The organism is Methylobacterium sp. E-025 (assembly GCF_022829705.1).
GTDB lineage: Bacteria > Pseudomonadota > Alphaproteobacteria > Rhizobiales > Beijerinckiaceae > Methylobacterium.
Window position 1 is genome coordinate 1 of sequence record NZ_JAKSYR010000162.1, and the last position, 1622, is coordinate 1622.

A 1622-nucleotide genomic window follows, 5' to 3' on the forward strand; every position below is an offset into this window, starting at 1 on the left:
GTCGGCGTTCTTGACTGGATCTGCGTTCAACACATCCCGGCGTTTGGTGGCGTCGGTCAGGCGCCCGCTGAGATCCTTGTCCATCGCCTCGGCGTTACCGCGGATGCCAGCCCTGTCGCCGCTCTCGACGATGGTATTGAGCCCCTTGAGCAGAGGGCCGAGCACGTTGAGCTTCAGCCGCTCGGCGGCGTTGCCCATCCGGTTCATATTCTTTTCGAAGTCCGCAGCCGCCTTCTCGGTCTCCTTGCTCATGGAGCCGATGGAGCCTTGGATCTCCGTCATCATCTCGCGATACTTGCCAGCCACTTGGCCGGCGACGGCGCCGATCTGATCGGCCCCGAACAGCATCTCGGCGACTTTCCGACGCTTGACCGGGTCTCAGATGTTGGAAAAGGACTCCATCGCGCTATCAAGCGCGGCTTTCATGTTTGGCGCAGCAACCAGCTTCTCGACAAGCTCGCCGAGGTTCATTGCCTGAAGGCCGGAGTATGCCTCGCCGAACCGCCTGCGAAGCTGGCTCATCTCATCGGAGAACCGCTTGACGCCGCCTTGCATCGTATCGGCGGATACGCCGAAGCGCTCCCCAAGCGCGCCAAAGGCGCGAAGCTCGTTGACGGCGAGCCCGGTTTCTTTTGAGAGGATGCTAAGCTGCTGCGTGCCCTTAGAGAAACCCGAGAGAGCAGTCGCGATGCCGGTCAGGGACAGGCTGGCACCCAAGCCTGCAACGCCAAGCGCCGACAGCGGAGCCGTCATGCTCTGCAAAGCGCTGTTCGTTTTGCCGAGAACGCCGTGAAAGCCTTCGAAGTCCTTCTTGAGATCCTTACCGGTCTGCGTGCCGGCCGCACCCGTGCGCCTCAGCGCGGTCTGAAGCTTGTCGAGCGGACCGGTGAACTGATCGGTGACTTCTGCGACAAGGCGGAGGCGTTCGTCAGCCATGGGTTGCATCCTTCGGCGGGTCGAAGCTCGGGAGGGCGTAGAACCAGTTTTCCAGCGCAGGCAGGTCGAGCGGTTCTCCTGCGGCCTCTGCCAGCGCCGGCCAATCTGCAGGGAGGATCCCGCCGTGATGCACGTCGGCGACCTCGACGAGGCTCCAGAGGGCTGCGAGCGGGGCGCCGATGCTGGTGAGAAAGCACTCGCCGATGGCACAGGCTTCGACGCAGACGGCAGTGTCGAGGGCGTAGGCGGTCTGGAGCGATGCGCCGAACTCGACAGCGCGGCAAGCGGCACGGGCCCCGATCTCGCGGACGATGGTGCTGAGCGCGGCGATCACCACGTCGGCCGGGTCGGACTGCGAGACACTATCTAAAACTGGATCGTCCTGTCGGGGCTTCTCGGGTGCGGCGGGGCCCTTCGTCGTCCCGCCGCGATAGGCCACCGGCCGCTTCGTCAGGAGGTCGTCGGACGCCTCGACATTGACCAAGCCGTCGACCGTCATGACGAGGTGGCCGCGCGCCTCCCACTTGTTCACCGTCGAGCGGCAAACCTTGTGACGCCGTGCGAACGCTGCCTTGGTTGCCGTTGTTGCCACTGCTGCCGTTGCCTGTTGCCGCTGTTGTCGTTGCCGGGTTTTGGAAGCTCAGACCTGCGGAGAGCCCGAACTCGCGCTGACCCCCGACCCTCCG

3 protein-coding genes are annotated in these 1622 nt (G+C 64.3%); all 3 read right to left on the reverse strand.

Going from position 1 to position 1622, the window contains the following annotated elements; translation table 11 throughout:
* A partial coding sequence (locus tag MKK64_RS24015) for a hypothetical protein (RefSeq protein ID WP_243938068.1) occupies positions 1-348 on the reverse strand: 348 nt, incomplete at its 3' end.
* Positions 349-378: 30 nt separating this feature from the next.
* A complete protein-coding gene (locus tag MKK64_RS24020; RefSeq protein ID WP_243938070.1) occupies positions 379-936 on the reverse strand; it encodes a hypothetical protein in 558 nt (185 codons plus the stop codon).
* A complete protein-coding gene (locus MKK64_RS24025) occupies positions 929-1468 on the reverse strand; it encodes a hypothetical protein (RefSeq protein WP_243938072.1) in 540 nt (179 codons plus the stop codon). The genes MKK64_RS24020 and MKK64_RS24025 overlap by 8 nt, the downstream gene beginning before the upstream one ends.
* Between the last annotated feature and the right edge of the window lie 154 nt (positions 1469-1622).